Annotated in this window: 15 protein-coding genes and 2 pseudogenes; 9 read left to right on the top strand and 8 right to left on the bottom strand. The window is 44.4% G+C overall.

The window, feature by feature from the left end; genetic code table 11:
* The first annotated feature begins 283 nt into the window (after positions 1-283).
* Together RH949_RS14555 and RH949_RS14560 are read left to right on the top strand one after the other, a co-directional pair.
* On the top strand, positions 284-2014 hold the full coding sequence (locus RH949_RS14555) for a hypothetical protein (protein ID WP_446354043.1): 1731 nt from the start codon (positions 284-286) through the stop codon (positions 2012-2014).
* A gap of 506 nt (positions 2015-2520) precedes the next feature.
* Positions 2521-3177, top strand: a complete 657-nt coding sequence (locus RH949_RS14560; protein ID WP_446354064.1) for a sugar transferase — start codon at positions 2521-2523, stop codon at positions 3175-3177.
* A 114-nt stretch (positions 3178-3291) separates the two neighbouring features.
* On the opposite strand, the gene RH949_RS14565 is transcribed toward RH949_RS14560, so the two are convergent.
* Positions 3292-3534 (bottom strand): hypothetical protein, encoded by a 243-nt coding sequence (locus RH949_RS14565; RefSeq protein ID WP_446354045.1) that lies wholly within the window; start codon positions 3532-3534, stop codon positions 3292-3294.
* Between the two features lie 41 nt (positions 3535-3575).
* Between RH949_RS14565 and pgsA the strand changes: the two genes are divergently transcribed.
* Positions 3576-4133, top strand: coding sequence for a CDP-diacylglycerol--glycerol-3-phosphate 3-phosphatidyltransferase (gene pgsA, locus RH949_RS14570; RefSeq protein WP_044207931.1), 558 nt, complete (start codon positions 3576-3578; stop codon positions 4131-4133).
* Here pgsA and RH949_RS14575 read toward each other — a convergent pair.
* Positions 4079-5014 (bottom strand): NAD-dependent epimerase/dehydratase family protein, encoded by a 936-nt coding sequence (locus RH949_RS14575; RefSeq protein ID WP_446354047.1) that lies wholly within the window; start codon positions 5012-5014, stop codon positions 4079-4081. The genes pgsA and RH949_RS14575 overlap by 55 nt on opposite strands.
* Before the next feature lie 229 nt (positions 5015-5243).
* Between RH949_RS14575 and RH949_RS14580 the strand changes: the two genes are divergently transcribed.
* The gene (locus tag RH949_RS14580; RefSeq protein ID WP_446354049.1) at positions 5244-8864 is read left to right on the top strand and encodes a HEAT repeat domain-containing protein; all 3621 of its coding nucleotides are present in this window, start codon (positions 5244-5246) and stop codon (positions 8862-8864) included.
* A 238-nt stretch (positions 8865-9102) separates the two neighbouring features.
* Here the strand turns inward: RH949_RS14580 and RH949_RS14585 are convergent, their stop codons facing one another.
* The 3 genes and pseudogenes from RH949_RS14585 to RH949_RS14595 form a co-directional block, all read right to left on the bottom strand.
* Positions 9103-9633, bottom strand: coding sequence for a DUF4388 domain-containing protein (locus tag RH949_RS14585; protein ID WP_446354051.1), 531 nt, complete (start codon positions 9631-9633; stop codon positions 9103-9105).
* A 185-nt stretch (positions 9634-9818) separates the two neighbouring features.
* Positions 9819-9938 (bottom strand): annotated as a pseudogene (locus RH949_RS14590) (formyltetrahydrofolate deformylase); the annotation flags it as partial.
* 110 nt (positions 9939-10048) lie between these two features.
* Positions 10049-10189: pseudogene (locus RH949_RS14595) on the bottom strand (ACT domain-containing protein); the annotation flags it as partial.
* Positions 10190-10298: 109 nt separating this feature from the next.
* Between RH949_RS14595 and RH949_RS14600 the strand changes: the two are divergent.
* Together RH949_RS14600 and RH949_RS14605 are read left to right on the top strand one after the other, a co-directional pair.
* Complete coding sequence (locus RH949_RS14600) at positions 10299-11069, top strand: gamma-glutamyl-gamma-aminobutyrate hydrolase family protein (protein WP_446354053.1); 771 nt, start codon at positions 10299-10301, stop codon at positions 11067-11069.
* A gap of 280 nt (positions 11070-11349) precedes the next feature.
* The gene (locus RH949_RS14605) at positions 11350-11922 is read left to right on the top strand and encodes a hypothetical protein (protein ID WP_446354055.1); all 573 of its coding nucleotides are present in this window, start codon (positions 11350-11352) and stop codon (positions 11920-11922) included.
* A gap of 123 nt (positions 11923-12045) precedes the next feature.
* Here the strand turns inward: RH949_RS14605 and RH949_RS14610 are convergent, their stop codons facing one another.
* Positions 12046-12207: a hypothetical protein gene (locus RH949_RS14610; protein WP_446354057.1), complete on the bottom strand. Its 162-nt coding sequence runs from the start codon at positions 12205-12207 to the stop codon at positions 12046-12048.
* Between RH949_RS14610 and RH949_RS14615 the strand changes: the two genes are divergently transcribed.
* On the top strand, positions 12206-13549 hold the full coding sequence (locus tag RH949_RS14615; protein WP_006102056.1) for a CmpA/NrtA family ABC transporter substrate-binding protein: 1344 nt from the start codon (positions 12206-12208) through the stop codon (positions 13547-13549). The genes RH949_RS14610 and RH949_RS14615 overlap by 2 nt on opposite strands.
* Before the next feature lie 144 nt (positions 13550-13693).
* On the opposite strand, the gene RH949_RS14620 is transcribed toward RH949_RS14615, so the two are convergent.
* Positions 13694-14017 carry a DUF504 domain-containing protein gene (locus RH949_RS14620; RefSeq protein ID WP_044207938.1) on the bottom strand — a complete coding sequence of 108 codons (324 nt, stop codon included), beginning with the start codon at positions 14015-14017 and terminating at the stop codon, positions 13694-13696.
* A 62-nt stretch (positions 14018-14079) separates the two neighbouring features.
* Here RH949_RS14620 and RH949_RS14625 point away from each other — a divergent pair, with 62 nt between their 5' ends.
* Complete coding sequence (locus RH949_RS14625; protein WP_446354060.1) at positions 14080-14319, top strand: hypothetical protein; 240 nt, start codon at positions 14080-14082, stop codon at positions 14317-14319.
* A gap of 91 nt (positions 14320-14410) precedes the next feature.
* Here RH949_RS14625 and RH949_RS14630 read toward each other — a convergent pair whose 3' ends face one another.
* Complete coding sequence (locus tag RH949_RS14630) at positions 14411-15103, bottom strand: histidine phosphatase family protein (protein WP_446354062.1); 693 nt, start codon at positions 15101-15103, stop codon at positions 14411-14413.
* 43 nt (positions 15104-15146) lie between these two features.
* Here RH949_RS14630 and RH949_RS14635 point away from each other — a divergent pair, with 43 nt between their 5' ends.
* Complete coding sequence (locus RH949_RS14635; protein ID WP_446354066.1) at positions 15147-15620, top strand: GNAT family N-acetyltransferase; 474 nt, start codon at positions 15147-15149, stop codon at positions 15618-15620.
* Positions 15621-16030: the final 410 nt, after the last annotated feature.

Genomic DNA, 16030 nt, shown 5'->3' on the forward strand with positions numbered 1-16030 from the left:
CCCCTTCTCCCGTGCAACAAAAACGAAGTATCCTCTGTCATCCCCCCTGCCAAAAAAGCGAAGCATCCTCTGTCCTCCCCCCTCTTGTAGGGGGGAACGAGGGGGGTAGGGGGGAACGAGGGGGGTCGGGAGAAGGGGTTAGGGGATGAGGGGGAAATGTCGAGAAGTAGATAGACACAGCTTAAAATCTTGCCAGCATTGGTTTTCTCGCCTGTAGTTGACACGGGTGGACACTGCCGTGCCCCTATAGGTAGGTAATGTGACTTGATCATCAAATTGGCTAGTGGATACCAATAATCCTCTCTGGTACTTAGGAATTGATTTCGGCACCACGGGGCTGTCGGCTGTGGTGTTGAACAAAAACACAGGTCAGCACTACCCTTTATATTGGCAACAGGAATCGTCAACCACCAATCATGATTCAGGCGATCGCGTATTTCGCTTACCGACACAAACCTCCACGAGTCCTATCGTGGTAAAAGCACCAGGAATAACGGTGTCCACGGTTAAACCCTATTTACCGTTGGCAATTCCTTACTATTCCCCAGAACGTCGTCAGTGGGAACCAATGTTAGCGTTACCCGATGGACAGGTTCCTCTCTATTGGGTGCGACGATCCTTACAGGCAATGTTAGCCACTTTAACCCCAGAGACGGTTCGCACCAAGGTGTCATTGCAGGTAGGGGCGATGGGTCTAGAATCCGAATTACTGGCAGACGCTTTGGCACAACTCGCAGGCGTCATTGTCAGTTATCCAGCCGATTGGGGCGATACCTACCAGATTAATGTTCGGGAAGCGGTATTGGCTGCCAAGTTAGTCAAGGACTCTCAACAAATTGTCTTCTTAGAAGATGCGATCGCGTCCCTCTTAGCCGCTTTTCCCACGCCTGAACCCGCCTCTCCCCCCTTAACGCCTGAATCTACCCCACTTGGACGTGGCTGGACTCTGGTGATCGATAGTGGCGCAACCACCACGGAATTGGCATTAGTGGATTTGCCTTACAATCCCCGCCAATTAACCTACGCCGATTTTAAACTTCAAAGTTGGTCTTACGCAGGTCAGGCTATTGATCAAGATATTATATGGCAGTTACTCTACCCGCAGATGTCTGAGGCGCAATTAGCACAACTGAATCTTAGCCAGGATTTAGAACCCCCCTTACCCGGTCAACCTGACCCCAAACGACGCGATCGCGCTTTATTCGAGTTACAGCATTCGGTGTTAGGACAGGCGCTACTGAAAGCGGCTGAATATTTGAAGCTGATTTTGCCACACAAAACCGAATTTACCCTAGAATTGGGTGCCTATCGATGGAGGGTGCAGCAAAAAGACTTTAATACTGCCGTTATCACACCGTTTATTGAGCAACTCAACCAACAGGTTAACCGATTGCTGATTCAAGCAGGACTTTCCCAACAGGCGATCAGTCAAGCTATCTGTACGGGAGGAAGCGCTAAGTCAAACAGGGTGAAGCAGTGGCTTCAGGACAAACTACCTAACGCTGCACTGATCCAGGATACTGTATCGTCCCCGCCTTGGGTCGCTACTGGACTGGCGAGGTTATCCCTGTATCCCCATGTCTTTAATCGCTTTCAGCAGCAATATAGTGACTACTTTCTGCTATTAGAACTGCTTAAGGCGTTTCCCCCGACAGAAAAGGAATCAGAGATTCGGGATTACACTCTGGCAGAAATTAAGCAACGCTTAGAACGTCAAGGTCTCAACACAGTCGCCTGTGATGAACGGTTGCTGGGGTTTTTGGACGGTGAGTTACCGTCAGGATTGATCCCAACTCGCGATCGCCTACAGCGGTTCTCTGTCGCTTCTCCCCAAGATTTTCCTTATGGGGATCTAGCTGATGCTAAACTGTTTTCACCCGTAGGCGATCGGCTTTATCGTCCCAATTTCCAACAACACGAGCGTCTACGTCAATACCTTAAACTGATTGTATCCAGTCTATCTCAAACGTTTGATGAGCCTTTAATTATTAATTTTCATCATTTCTATAAATAAAAGCTATCAACATACTTTAGAGACGTTGCATATAGCGTCTTCTTATGAAACATAGATAAAAACCCTGACAAAATAGCGAGCGAGACGCTCGCACTACAACCGTTCTCTGTTCCCTATTCCCTATCATCACCCCAATACTTATTCAGCTTGCTTGCAATGGGTAGATCAGACTCTTCACTATTGCAATATAATCTACATCTTAGGATAGATGCCAAAGGTCAAGTCATTACTTAGACCCTAGATCGCGCTTTCAGCTTTGATTAGAAACTGCCAAATTGCGTAATCATTGTTAATCCCAATTCATAATCTTCATCATATCTTCATAAAAACTGCATTCAGTTGCTATAGAATTGTAAAGAATTCGTGAAGTGTATCCAACGGACTATTTTTTTTAGCCAAAATATCAATAATATAGAGTATGATAATCGGCTAAAAAACTTACAAATTACAACTTGTAATACAACTGAGTTGACACTGTGTTTACCACATCAAACTGTTCCACATCATTGGCGGGTGAGTCCCTCGTTCTCACACGTTCCGCTGGGTTAATTGTGCCGCATCGGTCGGCAACCTGCAAAATTAAACGTCTCATTGATATTCTGGGAGCTGTGGTTGGCTTGATCCTGACGGCAATTCTTGCCATACCAATTGTGATCGCCATCCAGATTGACAATCCCGGTACTATCTTCTATCGTCAACTTCGCTGTGGTTTACGAGGAAAACCCTTTCGCATCTTGAAATTTCGTTCAATGGTGGTAGACGCTGATCGCAGGCAACATTTGGTGCAAAATCAGGCAAAAGGTCATATCTTTAAAAATACCAACGACCCTCGCATCACTCGTGTAGGTCGGTTTTTGCGACGCACCAGTTTAGATGAATTGCCTCAATTTTGGAACGTGCTTAACGGTGAGATGAGCTTAGTCGGGACTCGTCCGCCCACCCTGAATGAAGTACAACACTACAAGCCGCATCATTGGCAACGATTGAGAACTAAGCCGGGAATGACTGGAGAATGGCAAGTTAATGGTCGTTCTAGTGTGATTGATTTTGAGGATATTGTGTCAATGGATCTGACTTATCAGCGCAAGTGGTCTCTTGTCTATGATTTCAAGCTCATCCTGAAAACTATTGCTGTAGTCCTGAAGAAGCAAGGAGCCTGTTAAGCCACTGTGTATCTCAATTTAATTTCCTATACCCGAAAAAATTCTTTGTCATTTTTCAATCCTTAATATTTAAACAACATCCAGCAATTGTAGGGGCGGGTTTAGGGACTAAATTCACCTCCTCACCGATAACTGTTGAACAAAACCCGCCCTCCTCACCGATAACTGTTGAACAAAACCCGCCCGCCTCACCGATAACTGTTGAACAAAACCCGCCCGCCTCACCGATAACTGTTGAACAAAACCCGCCCTCCTCACCGATAACTGTTGAACAAAACCCGCCCTCCTCACCGATAACTGTTGAACAAAACCCGCCCTCCTCACCGATAACTGTTGAACAAAACCCGCCCGCCTCACCGATAACTATTTAACAAAACCCGCCCTGATTCATAAATCTGATGACACTACCCACATGGATTACATTTTCTCGATTACTGGGATTGCCCTTTATTCTATACGGACTGCATGATCCCACGGATCAGACGCGCTGGATTTGTCTGGCAATCTTTCTCATCGCCGCAGGTACGGATTGGTTAGACGGCTATCTGGCGCGAAAACTGGATCAAGTTACGGATTTAGGAAAATTTCTTGACCCGTTAGTGGATAAATTATTAGTCTTAGCCCCCCTTTTAGCCTTAATCGAATTGGGTCAAGTTCCCGCTTGGGGCGTGTTTCTGATTTTAGGGCGGGAATTAGCGATCGCGGGTTGGCGAGTGAACCCCAATTTGACCCAGGAAATTAGTGGCGCAAATATTTGGGGCAAACTCAAAACCGTAACTCAAATTACAGCAGTTGCCCTATTAATTGCACCACTTCCGCAGGTGTGGGAGATGCCATCCCTTGTCCTATTTTGGTTATCGGTTGTCCTCACCCTAATTTCTGGCGGAATTTACCTTTTACCTCAACTCGCGGCTAATATTTGGTCATCTAAGGAGAAATCCACCTCCGCTTCATGACGTCCAGATGCTAGGTAATCATTTTGGAATGAGTCCTTAAGTCCCGATATCAAGTCATATTCCGGTTCCCATTTGAGTTGAGTCTTGGCTTTCTGGACATCAGCAAAAAAGTGTTGGGTTCGCAGGGGGAACGCTTTGCGCTTGCCAAAATCAAATTTTTTGGGATTGTAATGTAACAGATCGAAATCCTTGGGGGATTTGCCCGCCGCGACAATACAGGCGTTTGCCAAGCCGTCAAAGGTGACATAACGATCGCCGGATACATTATAAACTTGTCCAATCGCTTGCTGGTTCCCTAGTACCAGAGACATAGCACGGGCTAAATCTTTACAATGTCCCAGTTGTGTGATATATAGACCACTACTGGGAATTAGGATCGGGCGATCGCGAACGATACGGTCAAAGAACCAGGCTTCTAAGTCGTTGTAGTTTTGAGGTCCATAGATATAGGTTGGGCGAATCGCGGTAAAGGGAATCCCTTGGGCTTGTAGGTAAGCTTCCGTCTCATGTTTACCTTTGTGACGGCTTTTCGGATCAACAGGATCACCTTCAACATGGGGCATTTGGTCAGATTGTAAATAGACTCCCGCCGAACTCATATAGACAAAATGCTGTACTTTGTCTTTAAATATCTCGACTAGGGGTTGAGTATCACTGAGTTCCCGCCCATTATTATCAAAAATGGCATCAAACGCTTCTCCCGACAGCTTTTCCTTGAGTTGAGTCGCGTCTTTGCGATCGCCATGAATCTGTTGTACCCCTTCGACAGGCGCTGGTTTATTGCCTCGGTTGAACAGTACCACCTCATGTCCTTGTTCAACCAAGATTTTGGTTAAGTAGACTCCGATGAAGCGAGTACCACCCATGATCAAAATTCGCATGATTATCCTTTCTGTCTAATCCCGTATGGAAATTTTACAGGTATTTGTCATTCGTCTTATGTCTTATATCATTCGTTGTTTGTCATCTGTCCTTGGTTACAGATTTGTCATCCTTCATCCAGAGTCCGTCACCTCAAAAGTCCTGATCCAAACCACCACCAGAGAATTAGTAATCTGATCGCCTCTGTCTGTTGAAGAGCGATCGCATTGCCTAGATTACCGCATTGCCATGGTTCAAGACTACTCTATCGAGTTTACTGACTACCTGCGATCGATTTGCGATCTCTATGAACAGTGGTGGAAGCTTGACAAACTGACGGATACGATATATGAGCAACAGGATGCATCAGGAAACCCGCGATCGCCCTTTCAGTTTAATTTAACGGTACAGCGCCTCAAACCGCCGCCACAGGAAGGAAACGAAACACCAGAGACGTTGCCCATTTTAACCGGATTACGTCAATATGCGGCAAACCATGTCCTGTTAGTTGGGCAGCCCGGTTCAGGGAAATCGACGGCATTAATTCAGTTTTTGGTAGAACAAGCCAAACAAGCCCTTTCTCACCCCCAGAATCCGATTCCTGTATTGGTACAGTTACGACAGTTTAAACCATCAGAAACTCATCATTCAGGGGTATTATATCTGATTCAAGATTTCTTAGAAATCCACGAGTTGCTACTGGAAATTTCGGATATCAAAAATCTGCTACGTAATCGGCGATTATTTCTGCTGTTAGATGGGTTAAATGAGTTGCCTAGCCACTCAGCCCGACGAGATTTAAAAGCATTTCGCCAGAAGTATTCGCATCTACCTATGATTTTTACAACCCGTAATTTGGGCGAAGGCTGGGACTTAGGTATTCGTGATCACTTAGAAATCGAACCCCTGAATCCGTTACAAATAAAACAATTTATTCACTATTCTATGATAGGGCAAAATAAACAACCATTACAACAGTTATCCAATCACTGGCGAGAATTGGGTCAGACGCCGTTTGTAATGGAAATGCTGTCTTTCCTCGTTCAGAAAACCGGGCATATTCCCTCTAGCCTAGCCGAAACATTGCGTCAGTTTACACAGTTATATGAACGCGGTTATAAAGAAGATGCTCCGATTAGCGATGAGTCTCGGCGCTGGTGGTCTAAATTACTGGAAAAGCTAGCATTTGAAATGATGCAGGGAGAAAAGCTGACCGATTTTCGGTTAAGTATTTCTCGTCGAGATGTTGAGAGTATTTTTACTGATTTTTTACAAGAAAAGGTAAAGTATCCAGATGATTTGGCAATCCGTTGCTTAGAGGACTTACTCAAACACCATTTAATTGTTCGTAGTGAGCGCTTTAGCGCTTCTGGCACTAAAGTGCCTACTACAAACCTTGTTAGTAGTGAGCGCTTTAGCGCTTCTGGCACTAAAGTGCCTACTACAAACCTTGTTAGTAGTGAGCGCTTTAGCGCTTCTGGCACTGAAGTGCCTACTACAAACCTTGTTAGTAATGAGCGCTTTAGCGCTTCTGGCACTAAAGTGCCTACTACGAACGTAGAATTTTCTCATCAACTGATTCAAGAATACTATGCGGCTGAGTATCTGCTATCGTGGCAAAAGATTCTCGAACTCAATGATAATCAATTAAAACAAGACTATTTAAATTATTTGAAATGGACAGAACCGTTGGCGTTAATGTTGGCATTAGTTGACAATAAAGCGCAGGCGGTGCGTATGGTTAGATTAGCGCTAGAGGTAGATTGGCAGTTAGGTGCAAGATTCGCTGGGGCGGTTAAACCCGAATTTCAAGAAAAGACTGTGGGTTTAGTAACTCAATTAAATGTTCCGGAAGCGCTAAAAACACATTTGTTGGGAATAACCCGATCAGAATTGGCAATTGAAGCGCTAATTCCTGGCTTATCAAGTGAAGACTATTATATCCGGTGGAGTGCCGTTAATGGGTTGGGTAAAATTGGATCAGAATCGGCGATTGATGCACTGGAACCAGCGTTAACTGCTCAAGATAAAGGGATTCGTTGGACTGTAGTCAAGGTTTTGGGAACAATTGGTACAGAGAAAGCGATTGCACAATTGCGTCAACTGGCTTTCGATAAATATTGTAGTCAATATGTGGTCGAATTATTAGGAGATAGTGGCACAGAATCGGCAATTGAACTATTAGGTGAGGTTTTGTTCAGTCAGGATAGCTCGATTCATTGGTGTGCCGTCGAAGCTTTGGCAAAGATTGGTACAGAATCTGCCATTAATTTACTCCAGAAAGCTTTGTTATATGGTGAAAGTGATTTGAGTTATAATGCAGTGTATGCATTAGCTAAAATTGATACGAAACTCGCAATTGAGGTACTGACACAAGCATTAGAACATGAACAAGAATCAGTTCGTTTTCGTGCTGCTTTAGCCTTAGTAAAAAAGTCGAATGAAGCACTTATTCCAGTGCTATGTCAGATTTTAGCAAATTTTGATGATGAGATCGCGTATCAAGCCATTAATAGGTTATTAAGTATAGGTACTGAAGCCACAATTCCTGGATTACATCAAGCATTGTTCCATCCAAACGACTCAATTCCTATGCGGGCGCTTGAAGGATTAGTGGATATTGGTACAGCCGCAACGATTCCAGCCCTGAGTGATGCATTGCGCGATCGCGACTTAGCAGGATGTCTATCCCAGAGGATTACTGAGGTATTAAAAGAGATTGGTACATCAGACGCGATCGCGGTATTGAAACAGGCGTTATTTAGCGATAATTATTGTATCCATGAATATGCGGCTGAAGCGTTAGGAACTATTGGTTCTGAAGAAACGATTAAGATTCTTATCGAAGCCTTATCTCATCCCAAGCATTCTGTACGCTGTTCTGTTGTTAATGTATTGGGGAATATTGGCTGTAAATCCGCTATTCCAGAATTAATTGAAGCCTTACAAGATAAAGAGAGTTCTGTTCGTTCCCGTGCGGCTAAAGCCTTAGAAACTATTGCTGATTCAGAGGCTGTTACCGCATTAATTCATGCGTTACACGATGAAGAGTCTTTTGTTCGTTGTAGAGTGGCTGAGGCATTAGGAATCATTGGCGCACCGGAAGCTGTTTCTGCTTTAGTTGATGTTTGGCAGGATCAATCTGTTTCTGTATCTAGCATCGTGGCTGAAGCCTTGGGTAAAATCGGCACGACAGAGGCAATTAAGGCGTTACGGCAAGCCTTATTGAATGACAATAAATTTATTCGTTGGGATGCGGCTAAGGTATTACAAGAAATCGGCGGATCGGAACTATTACCTGACTTGTCTAAAATGTTAGCAAAAACAACCTGCGATCGCACGCCTGATATACTTGATGTAATATACGCTATTCAAGACCGTTATCAATTTTACAACCAATCTGTAGCTGAATCTCCACTATCGGTTCCGGATCAGTCTGGTGATCCCTTGATAGATAGTCTAGAAACAATCATTCAAATCCTCAAAACTATGTCAAACAACCCTACCAATAATTTCCAAGGTGCTACTTTTAATGGCATCACGGGGACTGTTACTGGAAATATCGTCGGCGATAATATTGGTAGTCAAAACAACTACCCCGCCGAACAAAGACAAACACTTACTGAAGCCGCCGCCGAGATTCAGCAATTATTAGCACAACTGAAAAACTCTAACCCAACCTTAACTGAATCTGAAAGACAAAGTGTTGTTATCGAAGCCATTAACCAAGAAATAAAACGCAATTCAACCTTTAAGCAGCGACTACAAAGTGCGTTAAAAGCAGGTGGTATTGAGGCATTAAAGTCACTATTTCCTGCCGTCAATATTCCCATTGAAACCATTAAAGGCTGGATGGAGGCTGAATCCTGATCCGTTTACCCGTCTACTCTAAAAAGGCAGCACTCTACCTTATTTCTACCTCAACTTGACATGATATAGCAACCGCCATAGCGGTTAGGACACATCATTTATGTAGAGACGCGCCATGGCGCGTCTCTACAATGGTGCCTTTGTCCTAATCAATGTGTCTACTGCTATATTAAGCCATTACACAATACTCTCACCGAGAACAGAACATTTTGCTGAACTGGCTCTGGATAGGTAACTTTTAATCATAAGCCATCGCTATGATTTTTTTTTGTGGCTGTCTTGAGACATCATTCTGTGTAGATTCTGTCCAATATAAATTAGGACAAAGTAGATAATCCAATGGCAATTTTAATCCGGTTAACTCCATATTTGGAATTGTTGCACATTGGTCGAAGCTGAAGCCAATTTTCGCCTCATGCTCAATTATATGTAACTCTCGGATTACCTGAACCTCAAACAACATTTTTAATGTTTTTACCGACAAAAAACCATTTTCATGCAGAAAAATTCCTAATGGCAAAGAATTATTGTATGCACTATCTATGACTCGTTTAAGAGTAGTTTCTTTAACTAAAGAAACTTCTAGAATTAGAGAGTACAATCCTAATCCATCAGTGCGGTGACTCGCCGCGACTAAACACCCTTTATTTAGCAAAAAAAAATGATTGGTTTTGTATACCAACATTAGTAAGCCTGTTTTATGGCTTATCTGTAAATATTTAATGATTTCATCCAAAAAAAAATCCGTTAAATCGCCATTAATACTCATTGAATTAAACCGATAAAGAATTACACAAGACTCATTAATTGATACCAGCATACTGTTAAAAAAATTAATTGAGTAATAATCAGTGATTACTGTTTCAATCAATTACCGTTCATATTAATTTATCTCAATCTATTTGCCATTAGACTTTAGGAATAGAAAACATCTGCATCTGCCAAAGTGAATAAATGAAGCTGCCATTTTGCCTCTAGGGGTTGGGCAATTGCCGCAAATGCTGGGTCAATCAACTCCCGTGGTAGGTTAAAATTGTCTAGCTGCCACTCAATGCGGGTGAGAAATAGCCCGGTGTCAAAGGGGAGCATCCCAATTTGGCACGTTGGCTCTTTAAATGGGGCTGAAACCCTTGCCATTGCGTTACTTTAGGTAATGCTTTGTCCAAAACGGGATGTTCCCTGTCAAAGTCTGTGTGCTGGTCTGCATGAATGATGTTACCGCCGTTAGCATAAATAAAATTGGCAAACTTGGCAACTAATCCCGGTTGATCAGGACAGGAGATTAACAGCGTAGCCGTTTGGGGTTGATGCTTTCCCTTGCTCATTTTTTTCCCTGTAGCTGAAATTCATCGCTGAGAATGCAGTGATTCTATCAATTTATTCCGTAAAAATTGTATAAGCTAAATCAGAAAACCCTTATCGACGCTTTCCTTGATGAATCTAAAGCCGATGACACCGCCAATCATTGGAATTACCACCTATAACTATAAGCCAACGGGAAATTTTTATTCCCCGGCGGGTTATACTCAGGCAGTCCAGTCTGCCGGAGGGATACCCATTTTGCTTCCGCCTGTTCAATCTGATCCTGCCGTTTTGCTGAACCAGTTGGATGGGTTAATTTTTACAGGTGGGGGTGATATTGATCCCGATTTCTACAATGGTTCCCCTCATCCGACAATTTATGGCACTGATCCGGAACGAGATCAGGCTGAATTGGCACTCGCAAAACTAGCATTGGCGAAACACAAGCCTGTTTTAGGGATTTGTCGCGGCTTAGAAGTGCTGATGGTAGCTAGTGGGGGAGATTTAGTCCCCCATCTGCCAGAGGAATTTGGGGAAGCTATCCTGCATCGCGAGGAAATGCTTAAACCGAGTCAGCATACGGTGCGGATTTATGCCGATAGCCAACTCTCTCAAATTATGGGAAAGGAGGAACTTACTGTTGTCTCTTGGCATCATCAAACCGTGCGTACAATACCTTATGGTTGGCAGATTGTCGCCAAAGCCGAAGATGGCTTAATTGAAGCATTAGAACATAAACAGCATCCTTTTGCGATCGCGCTGCAATGGCATCCGGAACTCTCCCTCCCAGATTCCAGACATTTTTCCATTTTCCAAGCATTGATTCAAGCCGCAAGCTTTGATCAAGACGCATTAAACCCGAATAGTTTTCATTTGCAGACGACAGGCTGGGGATGTGGATAAACTTACCTAAACCGTGACGGTTTTTGAGATATAGCAACCGCCATAGCGGTTAGGACACATCATTTATGTTCCAGACGCGCCATGGCGCGTCTCTACAATGGTGCCGAAAGTCCTAATCGATGTGTCTACTGCTATAATTGCCAATTTTAGGATAATTTATGCAGAAAAAGAATTAATTTCATTCTAAAAATGCATAAATTATCCTAATTTCATGCCTAAATATACGAAACTGCAAGGTATAGCACTCTTCGATTGAGTGGCAGACATTGCAGTAGTTAATATGATTAATCGATTCATTCCGGAGGAACTGGCGATCGCGCCTGCTTATCCTGCCGGATATCCACCCCATCTCACCTTGAGAGAGGTGTCAATTGATGGCAATACCTCCGTCCAGATTTGGTCGCCTAAATCTGACGCCATCTTGCTGCCTGAAGAAGTTAACCTACTTAGGAGCGATCGCCTGCGTGTAGAAGTGATATGCTCTAGATTAGTGTGGTTACTTGGAGCAAATTGTTCAGAAAATGATGACTATTTAGGAGCTAACGACAAGTTAATTTATCAATGGGAAGATGTTACCTATTTTGCGGGTAAATATGGGTTCAACCCTAACGTTATTGATATATTGTTTTGTCCTTCAACGATTCGCCCGATTTATGGATCATCAGTCCAACGATTCGGCACACATTTGCCAAACACCCCGGTACAGTGGGTTATGGAACCCGCCTGCTGGGAAATTTTTTTCCTGGAAATTAAACCCGTGGTTGGGGGATTTAAGGCTGAACCCCGCAGCCAACTTTTATCGGTTATCGTTTGGACAGGTCAACCAATTAGTAAAATGGTAGTCGATACCTGATTGTTCGGATAAGCTGTCATGCATCTAAATTGGGTATTCATAGCGAACAAGATGCTCCATGTAGCGAGCAAGATGCAAAGCCTGCGGCATGGCTTCGCTAAACGCACTACAAGGATTTTGCTATTATTGACGTTCAAGATTGAATTTTTCTCCCCCATCTTCCCCATCTTCCCCAGCTCCCCCAGCTTCCCCATCTCCCCATCTCCCCATCTTCCCCATCTCCTTGTCCCCCTTACGCGGTAAATTCATTGTCAGATATATAATTGGGTGAGGATACAAGAACATGAAGCGCCGCCATTTTCTCAAATACACCAGTCTGGCAAGTACAGGATTAGCCTTTGCAGCTTGTAACTCGGGGAATCTGTCCACTTCCGGAAAGAATAACTCATCTGAATCCTCCTCCGTCTCAGAGGTTGACTTTGGCAAACTCGAAAAAACGTACCTCAACCTCGGTATTATCCCGATTACCGAAAGTGCGCCCCTGGTTATCGCCCAAGAATTAGGCTTTTTTGCTCGCTATGGACTTAATGTCAGCCTGAGTAAGCAAGAGAATTGGCAGCAAATTCAGGATGGCTTACTCGACTATCAGTTAGATGCGGCTCAAGCCTTGTATGGAATGCCAATGATGGCACAATTAGGCTCCGAATCCGCCCCCATGGTTGCCCTGATGGTACTCAATCTCCATGGCAGTAGCATTACCTTATCTCCCAAAGCCTGGGACGCGGGAATTCGACCAGCGATTGAATATTTCACCTTTCAGGAGTTTGCCGATTCCTATCGCCAATATGTTCGCAAATTCGAGGAACCGCCAATCTTTGCTACTGAGTCAAATGCTTCGATGGATTATTACATTAGCCGCTATTGGTTAGCCGCGATGGGGATTAATCCGGAAAGTGAAGTTGAATTTATGGAGATTGCTCCCTCCCAAATGATCTATAAAATTCAAGCCGGGGTGATGGATGCCTATAGCAGCAGTGAACCGTGGAACCAGCAGACAGTTTTACAGGGAAATGGATTTATTGCCAATACCTCGCAGAATATTTGGACGGGACATCCGGGAAATGTGCTAGCCACGATGCAAGCTTGGGTGGACGAACATCCCGCAACCGCTAGGGCTTTAGTGGCGGCGATTCTAGAAGCCTGCCAGTTTTGCGAACAAGCCAAAAATCGCCGCGAAATTGCCCAAATTATTGCCCAAAGCAGGTATTTGGATACGGATCAGGACTATATCGAACCTGCTTTATTGGGCAACTATAGTTATGGTGGGTTTGACAACCAGGAACGGCTGGAAACGATTCCTAATTTTTATCAGTTTTATGGTGACAATAGCGATGATCCAGAGAAGCCAAATCCAGTCAATTATCCCTGGCGTTCTCATGGGATGTGGTTGCTGACTCAGATGATTCGTTGGGGTCAAATTGAGCAACAAGATTATCCCAAGGATGCTGATGAAATCTTAGAGAAAATTTATCCGTTAGACGTTTATACAGAGGTGGCGGAGACATTAAAGATTGAGCTACCGAGTGATCCGATGAAAGTAGAACCCGCCACCGTTTTTATTGATCAACGCCAATTTGATCCGAGTGATCCGATTGCTTATCTGAATAATTTTGAGATTCAGGCATAAGTGGGCAAAATATTTAGGGTCTGCTGAATAAGTCTTGTGGTGGGGGAAGAGAGCAGGTGGAGCAGAGGGAGCAGAGTTAAGCTGTCATGCATTTAAATTGGGAATGGGTAGCGAGCAAGATGCAAAGCCTGCGGCATGGCTTCGCTAAAGCCTGCGGCAATGTGTCTCCTCTTGTGGATGCGTTAGAAAGGCAGCATTGGGCAGTCGTCCGGCTGAGAACAGATCCAAGTGCTGGTCGCGATCCCAAACGATTTCCTCCCCGCAGCGGATATAGCGGATGCGATGCATGGGGATGTCTCCATCCGTTGACCAAGAGGCAAAGGGTTTTTCACGAATACCTTCTTCAGACCTGCGCTCGATATAGCCAATGGCAAAGGCGCTGCGGTCTAGACGTGCATCCCAGAGAATGCGATCGTAGATCTCGCGAATCGTCGCCATTTTTTTCTTCTGGACTTTTTGCTCTGACATGGCTACGCCAAGGGGTGTGATGTATGCTGCCTTGTACCTCTGGAAGCAACGAAGTAAGCAATATGTATAAATCAACGCTTGATATTTCATTCCCTGATTTCTCCATAATTCAAAAATATATAATAACCAGGCACGATTTAGTACACAGAAACGGTAAAACTAAAGAGAGAAAAGAAATTGTTATTGATGAGGCGATTGTTGATGAAGTAGTCTGTAGAATTGAAAGCTTCGTTAATGAGATTGACCGAAAGTTGAAGGAGAAAGAGAAAGTAGCCGAGTCTGCCGACCAGAGTTTAGACTAATTTTCTTGTGCCGAAGCAGGCTAACAATTAGACAAAGTTATCTATTTGGCATTTGGTAACACTTTGGTTACTTTCCCCCCTAAAAGATAGGTCATGAAGGTTGATCGCCTGCATCACTTGCCACTGTTGCATCGGGTGTTGCCGATTCTAGCTCCGGCGGCAGATGATTGGTGATGAAGGAACTCCAGTGAGCTATCCCACCTGAGTCAAATTTCATCTGCAAAATTGACGCATTCGGTACTCGAAATCCTCGCGAAAATCCCAAAAGCCGATGCATGGCAACGGCATCAATTACCGTTGGGTTAGCCAAAATCTGCCACAGCATTGCTTTGATAAAGAATCCATGTGAAAAGACAACCACAAAACCGGATTGTTGTTGCAACTGGTTCAGGGCAGTTCGGACTCGTTCCATCAGTTGAACCAACGATTCAGCGTTGGCTCCATCCACATATTCAGGGTCGTAGCGATCCCAGTAAGCTTTGCTCAGAGGTTTGCGAATCAAAGGTGTGGTTGGTTGGTCGAGCGGTAGGCTTAGATAGGTAAATTCCTGAATTTGCCAAACCTCAATGGGTGTATGTGGAAATTGTTCAATCAATGGTTGAGCAGTGAGTTGTGTTCTGAGATAAGGTGAAGTCACAATCAAGTCTGGAGACTGTTTAATGGCGGTTGGAATACATTTTGATTGTCGGTAGCCCAATTCACTCAAGCCATTATCATGCGGTCCGATGGTTGGCGACCCAGCATTAGAGCAACTTTCAGCATGACGAATAATCCAGATAGACACGGTTTGATATTCCCTCTTGTTATACCTAACGTAATGGGTTGTAATTGAACCATACGACCCTCGCCACCTGGATGCTATTATTCGTCTTTCGCTTCGGGCATGGACTCCGGTCTTTGATTCGATTCAGAACGTGATGAACGCTGATGTGTACCAGGCATTCTATCCCAATCATTGGCGTGTGAGTCAGCAAAAAGCTGTCGAGGATGTCTGTGCTGCGGAAGATACGAATGTATGGGTTGCTATCGATGCCGATTCTACTGTGGGCTTTGTAGCTGTGAAACTACACTCAGAGGACAGCATGGGTGAAATCTACATGGTTGCTGTCGATCCAGACTTTCAAGGTCACGGCATTGGTAGTGCTTTGATAGAATTTGCTCTGGCTTGGATGAAAGATGCTGGGATGTCTATTGCTATGGTTGAAACTGGAGGCGATCCTGGTCATGCCCCAGCCCGTCACACCTATGAAAAGGTAGGTTTCGAGCTATTCCCAGTTGCCAGATACTTCAAGAAGCTGTGACGTCCTCCTACACCGATCCTATGGGTACGGTTGTAGGCTTCCTTTGTTGCCGCTTTATACCAAATCCGGGGAACGCTACCCCCGTTATCACCCAGTCCGCGCAGGCGGACTTTGTTTGTGTAGCAGCGATTTCAATCGCCTCCTCTTGCTTATCAACGTCGCGCTAACCCAGCGAAGACGGCACTTGTTGCGAACATAATTAAGCTATAGATGGCGGCTGGAATGGCTATGCTTGGCGTGTTTAAGAAAGTTGGTGCGCTGGCAATGGTAGTCAACAACTCACCGCTAAGTTCTATCGAACTATAGCGGGAGCTTGTAAAAACAGGCTCTAGTTGACCAGACTAAGTTCTACGAGAACTACGTTATTTAGCTCATGACACCCTAAGATGCGTGCCAGTTTTAGGCTCTGT

Origin of the sequence: Coleofasciculus sp. A1-SPW-01 (genome assembly GCF_040217205.1) — a bacterium.
GTDB classification, from domain to species: Bacteria; Cyanobacteriota; Cyanobacteriia; order Cyanobacteriales; family Coleofasciculaceae; genus Coleofasciculus; species Coleofasciculus chthonoplastes_A.